Source organism: Mycobacterium simiae, from assembly GCF_008370645.1.
GTDB lineage: Bacteria > Actinomycetota > Actinomycetes > Mycobacteriales > Mycobacteriaceae > Mycobacterium > Mycobacterium simiae_A.
The window spans coordinates 1-19646 of sequence record NZ_VTZN01000103.1; the positions used below are offsets into that span (position 1 = coordinate 1).

Genomic DNA, 19646 nt, shown 5'->3' on the forward strand with positions numbered 1-19646 from the left:
ACTTCGCGGATGATGTGCACCGCCTCGGCTTCCAGCAGCCGCAGTTCGTCGACGTGCGTAGTGTCGGTGAGCGGGGTTGTCATGTCGGTAGCCCCTCTCGCTCCGCGTCCGCCCGGTAGCGGTCCACCCATTCGTCGGAGCGCTGGTCGGCCTGGCGCTCCAGCACCGGTTTGGGCGCCAGCCGCGGGTCGAGCCCGAGTCTCTCGAGGATGGCGGCCACCAGCTGAGTGAGATTGCGCCACAACACCGGATACGGAATCTCCATCGGTTCGATGTTTTCTTCGGCGAACCAGCTTCGCCAACCCTGTTCCTGGGCGCGCAGCATCGTGACGACGTGCGCGATCGCCCCGGCATGGTAGGTGGCGCGCGCGTCACGAACCGGATCCGGGCGTCCGCGCCAAACCCGGGTCTGCACTGCTCGCCAGAACGACACCGCTTGCGACACCACGTCGGGGCGATAGACGTGGACCAACAGCGGATCCTCTCCGACCACATCGCGTATCGCCGACAGCAGGCCGTGGCCGGATCGATCCGGCAAATCGCGGGCGCGGGCTAACAACAGCGGCGTCTGGTTCCACATCAGCTTGCCGCCCCACACGCCGTTGGGTGTTCGACCGACCGTACGGATGTAGTCGCGCCATATCTCGGCCGGCGCCAGATCCGGCTTCCCCTCGTCCAGCGGATCGAGCAGGCTCAGGATCGACGCGTCTGCGCCGTCGACGAACCACTCTCGTGGCTGCGGGGCCTGACTGGTGCTCGGTAGATACTGGAAGAATTCTTGCGGCTCTCCGGCCACTCCAGTCGCCCGCAGCGATTCGACCAGCAGCGTGCTGCCGCTGCGCTGGGAGGCCAGCACCAGGTATGCCGACGGACAAGCTGCCATCAGGGAAGCCTAACCTGACACAAACTCCTGGCTTGACATCCAATTGCCTTCACGCTGACGATAATCCTTGCGTAATCTGCTAGCACCAAACCGAGTGATTCGATACTCGCGCTCGCGTGTATTCACAAAGTCTGTGGCTGGGCCGTATAAAGTTGCGTCGTTCGCCCCGGGTCCCTACCACCATGTCCGAAATCAGACCTGCTTAACTCTACTCAATCGAATAAAGCGACAACAAACTTCGTTATTCCGCACCATGCGTGGGGTTCCCTTGTCGGATGGAGATCCCGGTGAAAGACGATTAGACCGCCGACGGCCCCAAAACGACGACAGCGCCGCCGCGCTAACGTCGATCAGCGAGCCACTGCGCCGCCGGACGAAAAGCAACTCCCTGATTATTAATTCGCGCCTCACACCGGTAGCACTGGTTCCGTTGACAACGGATTTTAGTTAGTGCGGTTCCCGTTCAGCAATATTCTTAGCTCGAAAACCCGCGAATTACATCAATGTACCCGCAATACTTGTTTGTACCTTCGCCATTTCGGTCGTCGAGTAAGCCAGAAGAGACCACGGCCATGTGGTACGTGATCGCAGTACCGGTCGTATTGGCAGCAGCAGCGGCAGATGTGGCGGGCGTCGGCTCGTCGTTGCGGGCGGCAAATCTTGCCGCAGCGGTCCTGACCACCGTACTGCTGGCGGCTGCCGGTGATGAGGTCTCAGCAGCGATTGCGTCGTTATTCTCCGGCCGCGGTCAGGCCTATCAGGCGCTGAGCATGCAAACCGCGGCGTTTTCGCCGGGGGCCAATGGCGGCAACGGCGGCCAAGGTGGTAATGCCCACGCGGGCTTGGGTAATGCCACCGTCGGTGTCGGCGGCGTTGGGGGCAAGGGCGGGCTGCCCGGCGGGTCGCCCGGCTTACCCGGCGGCACCGGCTCGATTATCTGAGTCCCCCGTCGAGATCGGACACGCTCGCCGCGGTGCAGTGACCCGAATACCCACCACGACTCATGACCTGATTCCGATCCGGGAACCGCCGAGTTGCGGCCGACATACCGATTGGTGCCGGCCAACCGTCACCGCCAATGCTCAACCCCGGCCGGCTACGACGAACGATCAGTAACCCGCAGCCCCAGGGAAAACAGAAGCCGCACATCGGGATCGGCGAGCGAAGTCGACAACAGCTGCTCGATCCGCCTGACTCGGTAGCGCACGGTATTCGGATGCACCCGCAATGACCGCGCAGCGGCACCGATATCGCCAGAGCTGTCCAGGTAAACCCGCAACGTCTCAGCCAGTACCGGATCCCGCTCACGCAGGTCTGGTATCCGCGGGTCGACGAGCCGCGCGTCGGTGCTGACCAGCGTGACGATTGCATCCAGCAGCACCATGGTGCGCGCCTCGGCCAGCGAGGTCACCGTCCCGATCGAAACGGGATGGCGCTCGGCGCTGTCGAGCACCCGGTCCACCTCGGTGCGCGCGGCCGCGATCCCAGCTACGCCCGCGACTGGCGCGGCGATGACTGCTCGCAGCTCCACGTTCAGCTCCGCCCGCAGCGCGCTGATCGTGCCGCGCACCCACGAGGTAACTGATCGGGACCCGGACACCTGCGGCAACAGCGCATAAACCCGCGACCCGTTCGAAGCGACCTGCGCATCGCGCCGAAAAGCGCTGGCGCTCAACGCTAGAACGTCCGTCAGCCGGGAATGGCGGTCGGCGGCGTGAAACCCGATCAGTGCGCCGTTTCCGTCGGCGGGCAGGCCGAGTTCGCGGGCGATGATGGCCACGTGACCCGGCTCGCCGTCAGTCAGGCCCAGCAACTCCTGGACCTGCCGCAGCTGGGTGGACGGCCTAGCCAGCCTGGCCGTGATGCGCGCGGCCAGTACTCCTGCACCCCGCAACATCTCCTCGGCGTCATCGGCCAGCGGCTGGGAGCCCTGCTGTACCCAAATGGTGCCGGCGAACACGGAGGGCCGCCGCGCGTCGGCCGGTGGCTGGTGAATCCCGATCGCCAGCCGCGGACGCAGCCCCAGTTCCGGGCGCTCGGCGACGCGCACCACCTGATCGCCGGCCCGCAGCGCGTCGAAGATGCCCCACTGGCCGATCCACGCCAGGTGCTCGGGCGGCCCAGCGCGGCCCAAGATGGACGCCCGCCGCAGCTCGTCGGCTTCGTCGTTGGACGCGGAGTAGGCAAGTACATGCGACTGGGCGTCTTCGATGCTGACCATGCCGTGGATGCGGTCGGCCAGCGATTGGGCCAGGCCGAAGAGATCGATGCCGGGATCTTCGGCCGGGTCGCTGCGGTCGCCGTGATGCTCTAACACGCGGTTGACCAGTTGGTAGAGCCGTTCCCAGCGGGCCAGTGGCTCCACGGCAACCACCGCCGAACCGCGCTTGACCGCGTTGATCACCACGGCGTCCGACGGTCCTTTGACGAAGATCGCCACCGGCGGCCGTGGCTGTTCGCCCAGCCAGCGCAACGCCTCGTCGTCGGTGATGCCGAGCAGAAAGAAGATATCGGCCGAGCCCGCTGCCGCGGCCAGGCCCAGCCGCACATCGTCGGAGTCGACCAACGCCGCCGATGCCACCGGAAGGTCCAGACCTCGCGGGGCGTCGACCAGGCTGACCAGGGTCGAATCCAACGCAAGCAGCAACTGGCCCAGTCCGACACCGGTCACTCGCATATTGTCTGATCCTACTAGGTAACGCGGTCATTGTTGTCGGATCAGCCAAGCAATTGAGCTACCTCGGCAGGCATCCTGGCTGGCATGGACGCGATTACCCAGGTGCCGCTTCCGGCCAACGAGCCGGTCCACGACTATGCGCCGAAATCCCCCGAACGGACCCGACTGCGCGCCGAATTGACCGCCCAGGCCGACCATGCGATCGATCTGCCGCAGGTGATCGGCGGCAGACACCGGATGGGCGGCGGCGAGCGAATCGACGTCGTGCAGCCGCACCGGCACGCGGCGCGCCTGGGCACCTTGACCAACGCCACCCACGCCGATGCCAATGCTGCCAGCGAGGCCGCCATGGCCGCTAGAAATGCCTGGGCGGCACTGCCCTTCGACGAACGCGCTGCGGTGTTTCTGCGGGCGGCCGACCTGCTGTCCGGACCGTGGCGGGAAAAGATCGCCGCCGCCACCATGCTGGGCCAGTCAAAGTCGGTGTACCAGGCCGAAATCGACGCGCCCTGCGAGCTGATCGACTTCTGGCGGTTCAACGTGGCGTTCGCCCGGCAGATCCTGGCCCAGCAGCCGATCAGCGGTCCCGGGGAGTGGAACCGCTCCGATTACCGTCCGCTGGATGGCTTTGTCTACGCGATCACCCCGTTCAACTTCACCTCGATCGCCGGCAATCTGCCGACCGCGCCCGCCCTGATGGGCAACACGGTGGTGTGGAAACCCTCGATCACCCAGACCCTGTCGGCCTATCTGCTGATGCAGCTCCTCGAGGCGGCCGGGTTGCCGCCGGGGGTAATCAACCTGGTCACCGGCGACGGCTTCGCGGTCTCCGATGTGGCACTGGCCGATCCCCGGTTGGCCGGTATCCACTTCACCGGATCCACGACTACCTTCCAGCATCTGTGGCGGCAGGTGAGCGCTAATATTGGCCGCTACCAGAGCTATCCGCGGCTGGTCGGGGAGACCGGCGGTAAGGATTTCGTGGTGGCCCACGCCTCGGCACGTCCGGATGTGTTGTCCACCGCGTTGATTCGCGGCGCCTTCGACTATCAAGGCCAAAAGTGCTCGGCGGCGTCGCGGGCCTTCATTGCCCATTCGATTTGGCAGCGAATGGGCGACACCTTCCTGGGCACGGCCGCGGAGCTGACCTACGGCGACGTCGCGGACCTGTCCAACTACGGCGGGGCCTTGATCGACCGGCGCGCCTTCATGAAGAACGTCGACGCCATCGAGCGAGCCAAAGGCGCGGCCGGTGTCACCATCGCGGTGGGCGGCGAATACGACGACAGCGTCGGATACTTCATCCGCCCAACGGTGCTGCTGTCCGACGACCCGACCGATGAGGCATTCGCCACCGAATACTTCGGCCCGCTGCTGGCGGTGCACGTCTATCCCGACGACCAGTACGAGCGCATCCTCGACGTCGTCGACACCGGCTCGCGCTACGCGCTGACCGGCGCCATCATCGCCGACGACCGCGACGCCGTGCTGACTGCACAGCAGCGGCTGCGGTTCGCAGCGGGAAACTTCTACGTCAACGACAAACCGAGCGGCGCGGTCGTCGGGCGTCAGCCGTTCGGCGGGTCACGGGGCTCAGGCACCAACGACAAGGCCGGTTCGGCGCTGAACCTGTTGCGCTGGACCTCAGCCCGCACCATCAAGGAGACGTTCGTCCCGGCGACCGATCACACCTACCCGCACATGGCGGCCGACTGATGGCCGGCGTGTTCGCCCACACCGTGCGGCCGGCCCTGCTCGCGGCCAGCCGGAACGAAAGCTTGCGGCGTACGGTGGAGCATTCGTCGGTGACCCGCCGGGTGGTGCGCCGTTTCGTGCCCGGGGATTCGCTGGACGGTGTCCTCGACGTTGTTGGCGGGCTGCGTGATTCGGGCCGGTACGTAAGTATCGACTATCTCGGGGAAAATGTGACCGACGCCGACGACGCTGCGGGCACTGTAGCGGCGTACCTCGATCTGCTCGAGGCGCTGGCTCGGCGCGAGGACACCGCACGCGACGGGGTACCGCCGCTAGAGGTGTCGGTCAAGCTATCGGCGCTGGGACAAGCGCTACAGCGAGACGGCCAAAAGATCGCATTGGACAATGCCCGCACCATTTGCGAGCGGGCCGAGCAAGTCGGCATCGGGGTCACGGTGGACGCCGAAGACCACACCACCACCGATGCGGCATTGTCGATCTCGGGCGACCTGCGGGTGGACTTCGGATGGCTGGGCATTGTTATGCAGGCTTACCTGCGGCGCACGCTGGCAGATTGTCAGGAACTGGCCTCAGTGGGCGCTCGAGTCCGGCTGTGCAAGGGTGCCTATGACGAACCCGCCTCGGTGGCCTACCAGGATCGCGCCCACGTCACCGACTCCTATCTGCGCTGCCTGCAGGTGCTGATGGTGGGCAACGGTTATCCGATGGTGGCCTCTCATGACCCGGTGGTCATCGCCGCGGTTCCCGCGCTGGTCCGCGAATCCGGGCGCGCTGCAGACGAATTCGAATACCAGATGTTGTACGGTATCCGGGAAGACCAGCAGCGTCTGCTCGCCGAGGCGGGCAACCAGGTGCGCGTGTATGTGCCGTTCGGCACCCAGTGGTACGGCTATTTCATGCGGCGGCTGGCCGAACGCCCAGCCAACTTGGCGTTCTTCTTGCGGGCGCTGGTGCGCTGACAGCGTTGAGTGTGCGGTGACGGCATCGAGTGAGTACGCCGGGCGGCTTTTCCGGGCTTGGGCCACCGTAGCCGCACACTCAAAGCTGTGCGCGCACTTTAGCTCCGCCGCGTACAGACCGCGAATGGTCATCGGTGAAACCCCGCACCACATGTGCGCGCACGAACTCGGCGACGACGTCTGGGTCGTTCATGTCCCTCATCGGCGAGGGTGTGCTGAACAACGAGAACACAATGCGGGCAAACCATTCGCCGGCGGCCTCGACGTCGAGGTCTTTGCGGACCTCGCCAGTGAGCTTGGCCGCCGAAAGGTAGGGCGCGAAGAAGTCGACGCATTCGCGCAGCAGCACTGCCGCATCCTTGGTCAATAACAGACTGAGTGCCTCCTCGTCGAAGTACTTCGCTGAGGCGATCGCCCGCCGCGCCTGCGTCACGAATACCGCTGCATAGCTCAACTTTTGCTCCAGCGAGCCGCCCCGGTTCATGGTGTTGGCCATCTCGCGGTAAAACTCTTCGGAAGCATGTTCGGCGCAGGCTTGCAAGATCGCAGCTCGGTCCCGGAAGTACTCGTACACCGTGCTACGAGCCACATTGGCGTGCTTGGCGATGTCGACAATCGTCGCCTTCTGTAACCCGTGCTTGCGGAAGCAGACGTAGGCCGCCTGGATAATGAGTTCGCGGGTATCGATCGCCTGGGCGGTCACCAGCTCACCCGGCCGGCGCAAGAATCAGGCCACTGGTGGGAACCCGGTGCCCGACGTGACCAGGACGTGCTGGACGTAGCGAGCCGTTCATGTGAGCAGGCTGAGCACTGCGGTGCCGGACACGTGATTGCCAAGGCTGTTGGCGCCCTGGAAGGTGACTTCAACGAAGTTCTCGCCACCTGAGCCGGCTGTCTTGCCGGTCACGCTGGCGGTGAAGTGCAGTGGGTCATCCGGAAAGCTTGGTACGCCAAGGCGAATCGACAGCTTCTTGACCATCGCTTCGGGTCCGGCCCAGTCGGTGAGAAAACGTACGCAAAGCCCGTTGGTGGTCAGAATGTTCATGAACAAGTTCGGCGAACCCTGCTTGTTGGCGTAGTCGCGATCGTGATGCACCGGCATGAAGTCACGCGTTGCTATCGCCCCGGCAACGATCACCGTTGTGGTGACTGGTATTTCAAGGGCGGTCACTTCCTCGCCGACGGCGATGTCGGCCCAACGCAAGGTACAGGCGGTGCTAGTCATTGAGGTTCTCCCGCGTCGGGCCGGAGTTTACGCCGCACCACGTCATCATCGAAGGTCTGTCTAAACTGTGGAAGTGCTTCTCGTCAATACGTCGGCATTGCCTTGAAATGCATTGTAATTCGCATACACAGTGATTGACCAAGCTGTGCAGTAGGTGTACACCAGGTGATGAGATGACCGACTCGGGTGAGGATGCAGATGGTTGGGCCAGTAGCGCCGAGTCCGCTGGTCGACACCTACCAGCTCTATATCGACGGACGCTGGGTCGACCCGCACAACGGCCGTTATGACGACGTCTCGCCATCCACCGAAGCGAGCATTGCGAGCGCACCCGACGCGAGCCTCAGCCAGGTAGGCGACGCAATCGCCGCGGCACGTCGGGCATTCGACCACGGCCCGTGGCGCGCCATGAGTCACCAGGAGCGCGCCGGCTGCCTCACTCAGCTCGGCCAGGCGCTGAGTGCACGCGCGGACCAGTTCTATGCGCTCGCCCAGGCGGAATGGGGCTGTACCGCCAACGAGCGATCGATGCAAATCGACAGCGCGGCCTTGCTGGCCCTGCGCGCCGGCCAACTTGCCACCGCGCTGAGCGAAGAGCCCATCCGGGCAACCGGCGCCGGCGCCACAGTGCTATGCCAGGAGCCGCAGGGTGTGGTCTCGATCCTGACGCCATGGAACTTCCCGCACAGCCTCAACGTCATGAAGCTCAGCCGGGCGCTGGCCGCCGGCAACACCGTCGTGCTCAAGCCGTCCCCGCTGACCCCGCTGGCGGGTCTGGCGCTGGCCCGCATCATCGACGAGTACACCGACATCCCGCCCGGGGTGGTCAACGTCGTCACGCCCCGCAGCGTGCAGGCCAGCAAGCTGCTGACCGTCGACCCCCGAGTCGACATGGTCAGTTTCACCGGCAGTTCGGCAGTGGGTCGTGAGGTGATGGCCGCCGCCGCCACCACGATGAAGCGGATCCTGTTGGAGTGCGGCGGCAAGTCGGCAGGCATCGTGCTGGACGACGCCGAGGTGAAAGACGAACTGCTGCAGCGAATGTTGTTCGAGTCCTGCCTACTGCATGCCGGCCAGGCCTGCATCCTGCACAGTCGGCTGCTGCTGCCCGAAGCCATGCACGACGATGTCGTCGACCGGCTGGTCGCGCTGGCTCGGGCGGTGAAGGTCGGCGATCCCGGCGATCCGGATGTCCAGATGGGTCCGCTGATCAGTGCCCAACAGCGCCGCCGCGTCGAAGACTTGGTGTTCCGAGCGCTGGCCGACGGGGCGGCGCTGGCCACCGGCGGCCGGCGCCCACCCGCCCTGGACACGGGTTTCTACTACGAGCCGACCATCCTCATCGGTGCTTCGCCGGACGATGCCATTGCCCAGGAGGAAGTCTTCGGGCCGGTGTTGACCGTCATGCGCTACCGCGACGACGCCGAGGCCGTCGAGATCGCCAACAATTCGCAGTACGGGTTGTGCGGTGCGGTGTGGGGCGGCGACCCCGAACGCGCCGTCGATGTTGCGCGCCGCATCCGTGCTGGCCAGATTTCGGTCAACGGGTACGGCCCCGTCGATGCGCCATTCGGCGGCTTCAAACAGAGCGGCCTGGGCCGCGAGGGCGGCGGAATTGCCGGCCTGCACCACTACATGGAGCCTAAGGCCATCGGGATGCCCGCCTGATGGAGCACGCCAGAACCGCACATCTGGATATCGGCAGACGACACGGTGCAGCGAAATGAAGATGGCGGAGTGTCACATTCGGCTGGGCTGTCCCGTCCTAACTGTCAGATATCCAACATAGGTCAGCAGGAGGACACGTGCCTCGACGTGACCAGTCGGAGCAGGTCCAGGTAGGCGACGCCTGGCGGGCACATCGCGCTTTCCTCGTGGACCTTGCATTTCGCATGCTTGGCGATGTCGGGATTGCCGAAGATGTGGTGCAGGAGGCCTTCTTTCGTCTACTGCAGGCCCAGGTCGGCAACATTATTGACGAGCGAGGGTGGCTCATCACAGTGACCAGCCGGCTTTGTCTGGATCACATCAAGTCGGCATCCTCGCGCCGTGAACGTTCGCACGACATGGCTGATTATCCCTACGTCGACTACCGCTCGTCATCGGTTGATCCCGCCGACCGGGTGACCCTCGACGACCAGGTTCGGCTCGCCCTGCTCGTCATGCTCGAACGTCTCACCCCCGCAGAGCGGGTGGTGTTCGTTCTCCACGACATTTTCCGGGTGCCCTACGACACCATCGCCAGGACAGTCGGCCGTCAGGTACCCTCGTGCCGGCAGCTGGCGCACCGGGCCCGGCGCAAGATCCACGAATCCCGATTCAACGCGCCCGGCGTGGAACCCGCCCAGCACCGCAACGTCACCAGCGCATTCATCGAGGCGTGTGCCACCGGAGACCTCGAAGCGTTACTGGAGCTGCTCGACCCGGAGGTGGCGGGTGAGATCGATGCTCGCGCAGGCGTGGTTGTCGTCGGCGCTGACCGCGTCGGCCCCGTCATCCTGCATTTCTGGGGTCGGCCGGAAACGGTCTTGGTGGCTCAGCCGATGTGCGGTCAACCCGTGGTGCTGGCGTTTGTCAACCGCAATCTTGTTGGGGTGCTGGCCCTATCAATCGCAGACGGCAAGATCACGAAGATCCATGTGTCGGTGCAGCCGTCAACGCTGAGGCCGTTACGTGCCGAACTCGGTGGGGCTCGGTAGGAGTCACACTTTCGCCCGCTGTCTCGTCCTTGCTGGCAGTGCGCAAGCTAGGCCGCCAAAGCGGGCAAGAACGAGGAGGGTCAGGATGAGTAGGAAGGTAACGCCATGAAAACATATGGCACACTTGATCGGCCGAGCTGGCTGCCCTGGTCGGCGTGGCCCTGGAAGACATATCAGCTGAGTCATGGCCGGGGCAAGACCGCTGTCACGGATACTGGTCAGGGGCCGACGTTGTTGTTCGTCCATGTCGGTACCTGGAGCTTCGTCTGGCGTGACGTGTTGCTGCGTCTGCAAGACGATTTTCGTTGTGTCGCCGTTGATGCGCCCGGCTGCGGCCTGAGCGACCGGCTGGCAAACCCGCCGACGCTTGCGCAAGCTGGCGAAGCAGTGACCGCAGCCATTGATGCGTTGCAATTGCGCGACGTTACCCTGGTCGCCCACGATCTCGGCGGCGCGGCCGGCTTTCTGGCCGCGGCCCGCCGCGCCGACCGCATTTCAGCACTGTCAGCGGTCAACTGCTTCGCATGGAGGCCAACCGGTCCGGGATTTCGGAGCATGCTGGCCACGATGGGTAGTGCCCCCGTGCGGGAACTCGACGCGGCGACCAACATGCTTGCCCGTCTGACATCGACAAGATTCGGAGTGGGGCGGCATTGGAGCCGCGCCGACCGCGCGGTCTTTCGGGCAGGGATCGACGTCTCGGCGCGTCGCGCTTGGCACGGCTACTTTCGCGATGCTTGCCGGGCGGCGGACCTATACGCCGAGGTCGGCGTCGCAGTAACGGAATCCCTGGCGAGTCGGCCACTGCTGACCATTTTTGGCCAGTTCAATGATCCGTTGCGGTTCCAGCGGCGATGGAAGGCGATGTTTCCCACCGCACGCCAACTTAAGATCCCCCGTGGCAACCACTTTCCCATGTGTGACGACCCAGACCTGGTTGCGTCGGCGCTCAAGTCATTTGTCTGCCAGCACAATTGACCACGGCGCCGCAGCCGCAGCGCCCCCCGTTTTCAGCAGCCAGCATGCAGGTCGTCCTGGCGGCCGGGACGAAGTCACCGAAGTGGTCCACCCCGGCCTTTTGTCCTGGACCGCTCACATGCGAAGCTCTCGGGATGGTCGTCGCGATTGCCCGCCCCAAGATTGAAGGAAACATCGCCGTCGGCGAAGACCGCCAGATTGGTTTCGCCGAGTTCGGCGCCCCGCAGGGACGTGCGGTGTTCTGGCTGCACGGCACTCCGGGCGCCCGCCGGCAGATCCCGACCGAGGCCCGGGTCTATGCCGAACACCACAACATCCGTTTGATCGGTGTCGACCGGCCAGGCATCGGCTCCTCGACCCCACACCAGTACGAAACCATCTCCGCGTTCGCCGACGACCTGCGAACCATCGCCGACACCCTCGGGATCGACAAGCTGGCCGTCGTCGGCCTATCCGGCGGCGGCCCCTACACCCTTGCCTGTGCGGCGGGGCTGCCCGACCGGGTGGTGGCGGCCGGCGTGCTCGGCGGTGTGGCTCCGACGCGCGGCCCCGACGCGATCAGCGGCGGCCTGATGACGCTGGGTTTGCGGGTCGCTCCGTTGCTGCGGCTAGGTGGTAGCCCACTGCGGCAGTATGCCAGCCTGCTGATTCGGGCAGCGCGGCCAGTCGCCTCCCCGGCGCTCGACGTGTATGCACTGCTCTCACCGCAAGCCGACCGGCACCTGCTGGCCCGCCCCGAGTTCAAGGCGATGTTTCTGGACGACCTGCTCAACGGCAGCCGCAAGCAACTGGCCGCGCCGTTTGCCGACGTCATCGCGTTTGCCCGCGATTGGGGCTTCCGGTTGGAGGAGATCAAGGTGCCGGTGCGTTGGTGGCACGGCGACCACGACCACATCATCCCGTTCTCCCACGGCGAGCACGTCGTCTCCCGCCTGCCCAACGCCGAGCTGTTCCACTTGCCGGGGGAAAGTCACCTTGCCGGATTGGGCCGGGGCGAGGAGATTTTGTCCACGATGATGAAGGTCTGGGACGAGGAGGCCTAAGCCATGCGGGCAGCCGAAGCGGTACGCCCCCCGTCCCTGGCGCTCTATCTCACCGATATACCCCGCGCGCTGGTGGAATACGGGCAGTTGGTCAGTGTGTTGCCGCTTCGTCGTCAGCTGCCTGTTGGGGACGGGCACCCGGTGCTGGTGCTGCCTGGCCTGCTGGCAGCTGACGGGTCGACCTGGACGCTGCGGCGGCTGCTGCGCCGCCTCGGGTATCAGGCCTACGGCTGGGGCCTCGGCCGCAATATCGGCCCCACCGCTACAGCGGTGCGCGGCATGGAGGAGCGCCTCGAGCATGTGCATGCTCGTCACGACGCCTCGGTCAGCCTGATCGGCTGGAGCCTAGGCGGCATCTTCGCGCGTGCGCTGGCGCGTCGTTATCCGACGGCGGTGCGCCAGGTGATCACCCTGGGCAGCCCGTTTCGGATGGAAGACGAGCGCCAGACCCGCGCCACCCCCAGCTTCAAGCGCTACACACACCTGCATGTCGAGCAGCACCGGCTGCCGTTGAAAACGGAAGCTGAACCGCTGCCGGTCCCGACGACCGCGATCTACTCGCGCTTCGACGGCATGGTCGCCTGGCAGACCTGCATGAATCTGCCCGCGCCGCGGTCGGAGAACATCGCGGTGCTGGCCAGCCACATCGGTTACGGCCACCACCCGGCCACGGTCTGGGCCATTGCCGACCGGCTGGCGCAACCGCAGGGCACCTGGACCCCGTTCCGGCCCCCGGCGCTGCTGCGACCACTGTTTCCGGCTGTTGACCGCACTGGGTAGCCTCGCTCACGTGCTGTTGCCCTCGCTGAATCCTGCCGACGTTTCCGCCACCGACATCGCCGACGCGGTGAGCATTGATGGCGTCACGCTCAGCCGCAGCGATCTGGTCGGCGCTGCGACGTCGGTGGCCGAGCGGGTCACGGGCGCGCATCGGGTTGCGGTGCTAGCCACTCCGACAGCCGCAACGGTGCTCGCCATCGTCGGCTGCCTGATTGCCGGAGTTCCCGTCGTCCCGGTACCCGCCGACGTCGGCGTGGCCGAACGCCGGCACATGCTGGCCGATTCCGCCGTCCAGGCTTGGGTGGGGCCGGTACCAGACGAACCCGAAGGGATACCGCATATCCCGGTGCGTCTGCACGCCCGGTCTTGGCACCGCTATCCCGAGCCGTCGCCCGAGCACGTCGCGATGGTGATCTATACCTCAGGCACCACGGGTCAGCCCAAAGGTGTCCAACTGAGCCGGCGGGCGATCGCCACCGACCTGGACGCGCTGGCCGATGCCTGGCAATGGACGGCCGACGACGTGTTGGTACACGGCCTGCCGCTATATCACGTGCACGGCTTGGTGCTGGGTCTGCTGGGCTCGCTGCGGGTCGGAAATCGCTTCGTGCACACCGGGAAACCGACACCGGCGGGCTACGGGTCCGCGGGCGGCACGCTGTATTTCGGAGTGCCAACGGTGTGGTCCCGGGTAGTGGCCGACCAAGCCGCCGCCGAGGCACTGCGACCGGCGCGGCTGTTGGTCTCCGGCAGTGCGGCACTGCCGGTACCGGTTTTCGACCGGCTCTGGGAGCTCACCGGACAGCGGCCCGTAGAACGATATGGCACCTCTGAATCATTGATTACCCTCTCGACCCGGGCCGACGGCGAGCGTCGCGCCGGTTGGGTAGGTTTTCCGCTGGTCGGCGTGGAAACCCGGCTGATCGACGACCGGGGCGACGCGGTGGCACCCGACGGAAAAACCGTTGGCGGGCTTCAGGTTCGCGGCCCAACACTGTTCGATGGCTACCTGAATCGGCCCGAGGCCACTGCTGCAGCGTTCGACCCCGGCGGCTGGTACCGCACCGGTGATGTCGCGGTCGTCGACGCCGGCGGCATGCACCGGATTGTGGGTCGTGAGTCGGTCGATTTGATCAAGTCGGGTGGATACCGCATCGGCGCAGGTGAAATCGAGACCGCGCTGTTGGGGCACCCGGAGGTGGACGAGGCCGCTGTCGTCGGCTTCCCGGACGAGGACCTGGGCCAGCGGATCGTTGCCTACATCGTCGGCTCAGCCAACCCGGACGATCTCATCCAGTATGTCGCCCAACAGCTTTCGGTCCACAAACGCCCGCGAGAGGTGCGGGTCGTGCAGTCACTGCCGCGCAATGCATTGGGTAAGGTGCTCAAGAAGCAGTTGCTGTCTGAAGATTGAATTGGGCTTGAGTTGGCTCGAATTGGCTAGGCCGGCACGCCGTCGCCTTGGCTGGCCGAATGGGTGGGCTTACCGACTTTGTTACCACGCCACCGCAGCGCTTCGAGGGCTACGGCGACGTGCACTGTGGTGTGGCTAAGGGGCCGCGGCAGTAGGCGCTGGGCGGATTCGATTCTGCGTAGCAACGTGTTGCGGTGCGTGTAAAGGCGTTTTGCGGCGCGGGAGGCGTTGCACTGCTCGTTGATGAACGTCAGCAGTGTAGCCTGCAGCTCAGGGCTTGCTGATTCGAATTCTCCCAGCGTGCTGGTAATGAATTCACTGGCAGCCGTATCGTTTTGGGTGATGAGAGCGACCATCTGAACGTCGGCGAAGAACGCCACCACTTGATCCGAACGCAGGCGCGCCAGGGTGCGTTGAGTGGTCAGCGCTTCGAGGTGGCTGCATCGAAACCCTTCGGGTCCGCTTGCCGTGGTGCCAATGGCGATACGTGCGCCGGGCGCGCTTCTCACCGCCTGCTCAACGGTGCCGATGTCGAGGCCGGCGGCGTCGGCCAGCCACACCCAACGAGTGGCGGCGTTGGCGACCACGGTGAGCTGTTGCGCCGATCCGACAGCGTGACTGAAAGCGTCAGCGGCTCGATCGAGATTGCTGTGATCGTCGTCGAGGTCGTCGCTCCAGACGATGGCGGCGGTATGGGCTCGGTTGAGCGGATAGCCCAATCGTGCTTCCGCGCGCTCGCGGCTCATCGGGGCTCCCTCGAGCATGAGTCCTACTACTTCGAGGCGCTCTGCATGGCTTCCGCGGGTCAGTTCGTCGTGTTCCAGCTGTACTTGCGCCGCGATGCCGGCAAGCGTGGCCTCGATGAATTCGTTGACGGACCGGGCGGACACGTCGAGCAGCTCGCGCAGCTCTGCTGGGTCGCTGGTGAGATCGAACGCGATGTCCATCCAGAACCGCCAGGCGATGTATTGCCCAATCCGATAAACGTCGAGCGCTAGTGCGTCCAGCCCGCGGCGCACCAGGTCGCGCGCCATGCGCAGCGGCTCCCCGCCGAGGTTCGCCGGTACCGGGGCGCCCGGGTCGCGCACGTTGGCGGCCGCCCAGTGCACCAGGTTGGCTCTGTTGGCTCGTTTCACGACTTTCGCGAGGACGGGATCATTCGCGATGGCGGGGTTGGCCGCCACCGTGGCACGATCTAGTTCATCGATCCATTCCGGGCCGGGGCTCAGGGCGATCCGGGCGCCTTGTCGGATCAGCTCACGTGTTCGCGGCGAGGGTTGTTGCCATGCCACGCGCAGATCTTAAGGCGGGCGGGGCGGCGTGTGCATCCTATGTTCCGGGCTGTTGGTGTGGATTTAACCTTATTGCGTCCTATGCGGACTCGTGTTATTGGTGTCGGATTCGTCTCCGCTGCGGCCGCTATGTGGCGTGGCACACGGCGCTCCCATGACTTTCTCAGGGCTCGATTGCGCTATGCGCGCGCCTGCTCGGGACCGTTGTGCAGCAAAGACGCTCTTCAGATCGGTCAGGCCCTGCCCAGGCACCGCGCCGAACAGGCGGTAATCAGCTCGGAGCGTCGGCGATTGGGCCGTCGCGGCAGGGTTACTTCTGCTGACGATGAGCAAAAGCCTGGCGTAGTTGGGCGTCTGCCGACAATACTCGCGAGCGGGTAATGCTATCTGAGCAGTGGCCTGGAACACATTGCCGCGCAGTGCAATACGCGAGACTGTGCCGGTAGCGAGGCGCAAACCCAACCCCCCGCCAACATATGCACTTAGCAAGTCTACGGCTAGTGTGCATTGTGCACCCGCTGGCCTGGCTAATTGGGAAGATTTCACCTCACGCCGAGCCGCCTGGTGCGTTTTGCACCTGCGGTGGCTCGGGTCCGGGGGGATTAGCCCTATTGCCGCCGTTGGATGTTCGTAACCATTGAGCCAGTTAGTCATCGCCAACAACAGGTGGCGAAGGACGGAGCCAACGAAGGCTCGAAGGACCCACCCGCATTCTGAGCGACTGCTCGGCTAATTGAGGAGGTAAGCGCGTGTCTTTCCTGACGGCACAGCCAGAAGCATTGGCGGCAGCAGCCGGCAGCCTTGGCTCTATCGGTTCGACGTTGAGCGCAGGGAATGCCGCCGCGGCCGCGCCGACGACCGGGGTGTTGCCGCCGGCTGCTGACGAGGTGTCAGCGCTGGTTGCGGTGCACTTCGCTACGCACGCGGCGATGTACCAGACGGTGAGTGCCAAGGCGGCGGCGATCCATGACCAATTTGTGGCCACTCTTGCGACCAGCGCCGGCTCGTACGCGGCGACCGAGGCCGCTAACGTCGTCGCGGCGCAGTAAGCGGATCTGACGGCATCCGAGGAAAGGACAAGACGACCATGGATTTTGGGGCATTACCACCGGAGATCAACTCCGCCCGGATCTACACCGGCGCCGGTTCGGGCTCGATCCTGGTTGCGGCCGAGGTATGGGACGGTGTGGCCGTTGAACTGCACACGGCCGCGTCGTCTTTTCAGTCGGTGATCTGGGGGCTGATGGTGGGACCGTGGCTGGGTCCGTCAGCGGGTTTGATGGTCGTCGCCGCCTCGCCGTATCTGGCGTGGATGCGGGTGACCGCCACCCAGGCTGAGCTGACCGCTAACCAGGCCAGGGCGGTGGTGGGCGCCTTCGAGTTAGCACATGCGATGACGGTGCCCCCGGCGGTGGTCGCGGAAAATCGCGCTCAACTGCTCATCCTCATCGCGACCAACCTCTTCGGACAGAACACCCCTGCGATCGCGGTCACCGAAGCCGAGTACGGCGAGATGTGGGCCCAAGACGCCGCCGCGATGTATGGCTATGCGAGTTCGGCGGCGCTGGCCACCGAGACGCTGACGCCATTCGACGAAGCGCCGGAGATCGCTACCGACGGCGGCCTCGCCGAGCAGGCGGCAGTTGTGGAAGAGGTCACTGACACCGCCGCGGCCAACCAGCTGATGTCCAATGTGCCGCGGGCGTTACAGCAGCTGTCCACGCCCACCCAGCAATCGGCTGGAAACGTTCAATCGGCTCAAAGCGTTCAAGCTTCGGCTGCCAGTGGGACGAAATCGTTGTGGGCAACCATCTCGCCGCACCTGTCGCCGATCAGCAACATCGTCTCGATGGTCAACAACCACGTATCGATGCTCAACTCCGAGGTGTCGATGACGAACACTATGAGCTCGCTGATGAAAGGCTTTGCCCCGGCGGCGTCCAAGGCAGCTGAGACCGTGGCCGAAACCGGTGCCAGAGCGATGACGTCAATGGGCGCGATGGGAAGTGGTGTGGGGTCGTCGGGCCTGAGCAGCGGGGTGAGTGCCGGGCTCGGGCGGGCGGCTTCGGTCGGTGGGCTCTCGGTGCCCAAAGTGTGGGCTGCGGCAAACCAAACGGTGACTCCGGCAGCCCGGGCGCTGCCGCTTGCCCCGTTAGAAAGCGCTGTCAAGGGCGGGCCCGGGCAGATGCTCGGTGGACTGCCGATGGGACCGATGGGCAACGCCGGCGGCGGCAACGGGGTAAGTGGTGTGCTACGGGTCACCCCCAGGGCCTACGTGATGCCCCGTACTCCGGCCGCTGGATAGCAGTCCATTCAAACTCTAGAAAGAAAGCGGCGGATGCATACGGTCAATGCAACTCGATGAAGGTTGCGATTGGGCGGTCAAGGCCGTCGGGGGCTGGTCGACCCTGGGAACCTAGCGCTGCCAGGGGGTCGGGGTCACCGGCTGAATTTCGCTGAGCGGGTCGCGATCATGCGCGGGCGTGACGCCGGGCTTAGTGTCGCCGATGCCGCCACGGAGCTCGGACGTGATCGGGGCGCGAAATGCGGCGCAACAAGAACCTCGATGGCGGCTACCACGCGCTGATGGCGCACGCCCGCGCAGGCGAACGAGCTCGCCGGCCTAAGCCCTTCAAGCTCAAGGACAATCCGCTCTGCCGGGTGATTGAGACTTGGCTGGGATCAGGGCTGGATCCCCAAGCTGATTGCTGAGGTCTTGGCCCGCGATCACGGCGATGACCCAGGGTCGTAGCGCCCAAGCCGGATACCGTTCACCGGAGTCGGCCAGGATCGCCGGCCGACTTGGTTGTTCTGCCCCCGGCCGGGCCGATGGCAGGGGGCAGAACGAGTCTGGGTTAGGGGACGAGCGCCCAGAAGGGATGGGTAACCGACCAAACTGGGTGTGTCATGTCCTCGGTGTAGTGGTAGATCGGGTGTGTGGGGGGTGGCACAGGGCGCAGTGGCGCTGCGTGCACTGGCGCGCCACCCGGGTGCGCCGAGCCCGTGGCTGGTTGCCCCGGGGCCGCCCACGCTAGCGCAGGGCCCGCTAGCGTTCCCGTAAACGAAAGGCCAAGGGCGCACAGGAAACCCGCTGACAAGGTGCGAATCGTTGACATGGTGAACTCCCTTCCGGGTTGCGGTGAGGATGTGGCTCGACAAAGCCCGCGTTGTCGACGTTCAGATAAACCGGGCCCCACGGCAGCTCGTGCCGCGCAGTCGAGTGCGCCTCCTATCGCTTATTTGTCGCATTTGATTGACAATATGAAGGGTAAGGCGATGCGGCCGAAGTTGTCAACTATGGTTGATAAGTTCGAGGCGGCGCGGCCACTGTTGGCCCGTGCTGCGGAAACTGTCACCGGCATCGCCAGGAGGTTGGCAGCAACTTCCTGGCGGGTGAGAGCGGGCTAAGGCCCGCGGCTTCGCCTATCGTCGTTGCGGTGTACGGAACTGCCAATGCGGCCAGCCGCGCAGTTGCCACAACTGGGGTGACTGCGCCCAATGCGGTACCAAAGCCTATGAGAAGGGTGGCAGCAGCCTGCGTCGTCGGTTCGGCAGTGGAGGCTTACGACTTTTACATCTATGGCACTGCTGCAGCGCTGGTGTTTCCCGTGGTCTTCTATCCGCATCTTGGGCGGACCATGGCGACTATTGCCTCGATGGGAACATTCGCGACAGCGTTTCTGTCCCGGCCGCTAGGCGCGGCCGTCTTCGGGCATTTTGGGGATCGGTTGGGCCGGAAGAAGACATTGGTCGCGACGCTCTTGATCATGGCTTTGTCGACGGTGACAGTGGGCTTGGTCCCCAGTACGGCAACCATAGGAGTGGCCGCCCCACTAATCTTGATAGCCCTTCGTCTGCTGCAAGGGCTTGCCGTCGGCGGTGAATGGGCCGGCTCGGCGTTGCTGAGCGCAGAATCAGCGCCTGCGCACCAGCGTGGGTACTACAGCATGTTCACCGCGTTTGGCGGCGGTATCGCGCTC

At 65.0% G+C, this 19646-nt stretch carries 17 protein-coding genes and 1 pseudogene; 13 read left to right on the forward strand and 5 right to left on the reverse strand.

Features of this window, described 5'->3' with window-relative positions:
- Window positions 1-79 precede the first annotated feature (79 nt).
- Window positions 80-883 carry a trehalose 2-sulfotransferase gene (stf0, locus tag F0Q45_RS16275; protein WP_149654922.1) on the reverse strand — a complete coding sequence of 268 codons (804 nt, stop codon included), beginning with the start codon at window positions 881-883 and terminating at the stop codon, window positions 80-82.
- A 572-nt stretch (window positions 884-1455) separates the two neighbouring features.
- On the opposite strand from stf0, the gene F0Q45_RS16280 reads away from it, so the two are divergent.
- Window positions 1456-1824, forward strand: a complete 369-nt coding sequence (locus F0Q45_RS16280) for a PE family protein (protein ID WP_149654923.1) — start codon at window positions 1456-1458, stop codon at window positions 1822-1824.
- A gap of 155 nt (window positions 1825-1979) precedes the next feature.
- Here the strand turns inward: F0Q45_RS16280 and F0Q45_RS16285 are convergent, their stop codons facing one another.
- A complete protein-coding gene (locus tag F0Q45_RS16285; protein ID WP_149654924.1) occupies window positions 1980-3560 on the reverse strand; it encodes a PucR family transcriptional regulator in 1581 nt (526 codons plus the stop codon).
- An 84-nt stretch (window positions 3561-3644) separates the two neighbouring features.
- Between F0Q45_RS16285 and pruA the strand changes: the two genes are divergently transcribed.
- On the forward strand, window positions 3645-5276 hold the full coding sequence (pruA, locus tag F0Q45_RS16290) for an L-glutamate gamma-semialdehyde dehydrogenase (protein ID WP_149654925.1): 1632 nt from the start codon (window positions 3645-3647) through the stop codon (window positions 5274-5276).
- A complete protein-coding gene (locus F0Q45_RS16295) occupies window positions 5276-6235 on the forward strand; it encodes a proline dehydrogenase family protein (protein WP_149654926.1) in 960 nt (319 codons plus the stop codon). The genes pruA and F0Q45_RS16295 overlap by 1 nt, the downstream gene beginning before the upstream one ends.
- Window positions 6236-6314: 79 nt before the next feature.
- Here the strand turns inward: F0Q45_RS16295 and F0Q45_RS16300 are convergent, their stop codons facing one another.
- Window positions 6315-6941: a TetR/AcrR family transcriptional regulator gene (locus tag F0Q45_RS16300; RefSeq protein WP_149654940.1), complete on the reverse strand. Its 627-nt coding sequence runs from the start codon at window positions 6939-6941 to the stop codon at window positions 6315-6317.
- A gap of 84 nt (window positions 6942-7025) precedes the next feature.
- Window positions 7026-7460, reverse strand: a complete 435-nt coding sequence (locus F0Q45_RS16305; protein WP_149654927.1) for a MaoC family dehydratase — start codon at window positions 7458-7460, stop codon at window positions 7026-7028.
- Between the two features lie 198 nt (window positions 7461-7658).
- Here F0Q45_RS16305 and F0Q45_RS16310 point away from each other — a divergent pair, with 198 nt between their 5' ends.
- The 6 genes from F0Q45_RS16310 to F0Q45_RS16335 all read left to right on the forward strand — a co-directional run bounded on the left by F0Q45_RS16310 (window position 7659) and on the right by F0Q45_RS16335 (window position 14374).
- On the forward strand, window positions 7659-9128 hold the full coding sequence (locus F0Q45_RS16310; RefSeq protein WP_149654928.1) for an aldehyde dehydrogenase family protein: 1470 nt from the start codon (window positions 7659-7661) through the stop codon (window positions 9126-9128).
- Window positions 9129-9265: 137 nt separating this feature from the next.
- Entirely contained in the window at window positions 9266-10159 is an 894-nt protein-coding gene (gene sigI, locus F0Q45_RS16315; protein ID WP_149654929.1) for an RNA polymerase sigma factor SigI, read from the forward strand.
- 105 nt (window positions 10160-10264) lie between these two features.
- Entirely contained in the window at window positions 10265-11137 is an 873-nt protein-coding gene (locus tag F0Q45_RS16320; RefSeq protein ID WP_149654930.1) for an alpha/beta fold hydrolase, read from the forward strand.
- Window positions 11138-11271: 134 nt separating this feature from the next.
- Window positions 11272-12180 (forward strand): alpha/beta fold hydrolase, encoded by a 909-nt coding sequence (locus F0Q45_RS16325; protein WP_149654931.1) that lies wholly within the window; start codon window positions 11272-11274, stop codon window positions 12178-12180.
- Between the two features lie 3 nt (window positions 12181-12183).
- Entirely contained in the window at window positions 12184-12960 is a 777-nt protein-coding gene (locus F0Q45_RS16330) for an esterase/lipase family protein (protein ID WP_149654932.1), read from the forward strand.
- A gap of 10 nt (window positions 12961-12970) precedes the next feature.
- Window positions 12971-14374, forward strand: coding sequence for an acyl-CoA synthetase (locus tag F0Q45_RS16335; RefSeq protein ID WP_149654933.1), 1404 nt, complete (start codon window positions 12971-12973; stop codon window positions 14372-14374).
- A gap of 26 nt (window positions 14375-14400) precedes the next feature.
- Here F0Q45_RS16335 and F0Q45_RS16340 read toward each other — a convergent pair whose 3' ends face one another.
- On the reverse strand, window positions 14401-15666 hold the full coding sequence (locus F0Q45_RS16340; protein ID WP_149654934.1) for an Rv1453 family transcriptional regulator: 1266 nt from the start codon (window positions 15664-15666) through the stop codon (window positions 14401-14403).
- A 749-nt stretch (window positions 15667-16415) separates the two neighbouring features.
- Here F0Q45_RS16340 and F0Q45_RS16345 point away from each other — a divergent pair.
- The 4 genes and pseudogenes from F0Q45_RS16345 to F0Q45_RS16365 all read left to right on the forward strand — a co-directional run.
- On the forward strand, window positions 16416-16715 hold the full coding sequence (locus F0Q45_RS16345) for a PE family protein (RefSeq protein ID WP_149654935.1): 300 nt from the start codon (window positions 16416-16418) through the stop codon (window positions 16713-16715).
- A gap of 38 nt (window positions 16716-16753) precedes the next feature.
- On the forward strand, window positions 16754-17971 hold the full coding sequence (locus tag F0Q45_RS16350; protein ID WP_149654936.1) for a PPE family protein: 1218 nt from the start codon (window positions 16754-16756) through the stop codon (window positions 17969-17971).
- A gap of 69 nt (window positions 17972-18040) precedes the next feature.
- A pseudogene (locus F0Q45_RS30510) lies at window positions 18041-18406 on the forward strand (helix-turn-helix domain-containing protein); the annotation flags it as partial.
- Between the two features lie 775 nt (window positions 18407-19181).
- On the forward strand, window positions 19182-19646 hold a 465-nt coding region (locus F0Q45_RS16365; protein ID WP_149654939.1), incomplete at its 3' end, for an MFS transporter.

Excerpts from the sequence above, each read along its gene's own strand:
- F0Q45_RS16320 (WP_149654930.1), top strand. The coding sequence starts at position 10,265 with ATGAAAACATATGGCACACTTGATCGGCCGAGCTGGCTGCCCTGGTCG.
- F0Q45_RS16325 (WP_149654931.1), top strand. The coding sequence starts at position 11,272 with ATGGTCGTCGCGATTGCCCGCCCCAAGATTGAAGGAAACATCGCCGTC.
- F0Q45_RS16350 (WP_149654936.1), top strand. The coding sequence starts at position 16,754 with ATGGATTTTGGGGCATTACCACCGGAGATCAACTCCGCCCGGATCTAC.
- F0Q45_RS16285 (WP_149654924.1), bottom strand. The coding sequence starts at position 3,560 with ATGCGAGTGACCGGTGTCGGACTGGGCCAGTTGCTGCTTGCGTTGGAT.
- F0Q45_RS16310 (WP_149654928.1), top strand. The coding sequence starts at position 7,659 with ATGGTTGGGCCAGTAGCGCCGAGTCCGCTGGTCGACACCTACCAGCTC.
- pruA (WP_149654925.1), top strand. The coding sequence starts at position 3,645 with ATGGACGCGATTACCCAGGTGCCGCTTCCGGCCAACGAGCCGGTCCAC.
- F0Q45_RS16305 (WP_149654927.1), bottom strand. The coding sequence starts at position 7,460 with ATGACTAGCACCGCCTGTACCTTGCGTTGGGCCGACATCGCCGTCGGC.
- F0Q45_RS16330 (WP_149654932.1), top strand. The coding sequence starts at position 12,184 with ATGCGGGCAGCCGAAGCGGTACGCCCCCCGTCCCTGGCGCTCTATCTC.
- F0Q45_RS16295 (WP_149654926.1), top strand. The coding sequence starts at position 5,276 with ATGGCCGGCGTGTTCGCCCACACCGTGCGGCCGGCCCTGCTCGCGGCC.
- F0Q45_RS16280 (WP_149654923.1), top strand. The coding sequence starts at position 1,456 with ATGTGGTACGTGATCGCAGTACCGGTCGTATTGGCAGCAGCAGCGGCA.
- stf0 (WP_149654922.1), bottom strand. The coding sequence starts at position 883 with ATGGCAGCTTGTCCGTCGGCATACCTGGTGCTGGCCTCCCAGCGCAGC.